Source organism: Cryobacterium sp. MLB-32 (assembly GCF_000738085.1).
Classification (GTDB): domain Bacteria; phylum Actinomycetota; class Actinomycetes; order Actinomycetales; family Microbacteriaceae; genus Cryobacterium.
This window is the reverse complement of sequence record NZ_JPRS01000517.1, coordinates 1-813: the sequence shown is the minus strand read 5'-3', so window position 1 is coordinate 813 and position 813 is coordinate 1. Positions and strand designations below refer to the sequence as shown.

1 protein-coding gene and 1 pseudogene are annotated in these 813 nt (G+C 60.6%); one reads left to right on the top strand and one right to left on the bottom strand.

Going from position 1 to position 813, the window contains the following annotated elements; all coding sequences use genetic code 11:
* A pseudogene (locus tag JF66_RS23910) lies at nt 1–206 on the top strand (hypothetical protein); the annotation flags it as partial.
* A gap of 183 nt (nt 207–389) precedes the next feature.
* On the opposite strand, the gene JF66_RS19715 reads toward JF66_RS23910, so the two are convergent.
* The gene (locus tag JF66_RS19715; RefSeq protein WP_051973782.1) at nt 390–758 is read right to left on the bottom strand and encodes a DUF1801 domain-containing protein; all 369 of its coding nucleotides are present in this window, start codon (nt 756–758) and stop codon (nt 390–392) included.
* Between the last annotated feature and the right edge of the window lie 55 nt (nt 759–813).

Genomic DNA, 813 nt, shown 5'->3' with positions numbered 1-813 from the left:
CGGGCATGTTGTGGCTCTCCTGGCCCAAGGCGCGGAAGCTGGGCTCAGATCTCACTCTGCCGAAGGTCATCGAGATCGGATACAGTCACGGCCTCGTCGAGAGCACATGCCTGCGCATTGACGACACGTGGGCAGGGCTGAAGTTCACGCACCCGAAGAACGGCAAGATCTACAACAACAGCCACGGAACCCTGCCCGATCACTGAGCCGGGCGCGCCGTTCAGCCCTCGGGTGGCCATGATTAATTCGGCGCCCGTGCGCGTCATAATTCCATGATTGCGCCGCGCGATAACTGCAATTCGGTTCGAATGCAATGGCCGTATGCCGAATCTCTACCGGTCGATCACAGCGATCCACGTGGGAGGCCAACGAGGGTCGGGGTCGCTCGTCTATGGTTTGTTGAGCGCTGCCGCTGCGCGGACGAGCTCTTGGAATGCTGTGGCGTTTATCTTGTCGCCCTCGTGTAGGTCGATGGCTCGCCTCACACTGGCGGTCTGGCTGGCGTTGAAGAGTTCATCGGCGTCGTCGAGCGAGGCGCCTTTCGCGAAGGTGAGTTTGACCTTGTCCTTGTAGGTCTCGCCGGTGCAGATGAGCCCATCGAGGCTCCAGGTCGGCACGCCGAGCGGGTTTGTCGTCTTCTTCCATTTGGTCTCTTCGACCACGTTCGGTTCGGCCTCAAGGATCAAGCCGCGAATGCGGGCCAGCATGTCGCCTCGCCAGTCGCCCAATGCGGCAATGATTTCATCTATCGACGTCATCGGAATCTCCGCTACCTCTCTGTCACACCGGGCGCAGCCCGCACGTCACCCATAG

Excerpts from the sequence above, each read along its gene's own strand:
- JF66_RS19715 (WP_051973782.1), bottom strand. The coding sequence starts at position 758 with ATGACGTCGATAGATGAAATCATTGCCGCATTGGGCGACTGGCGAGGC.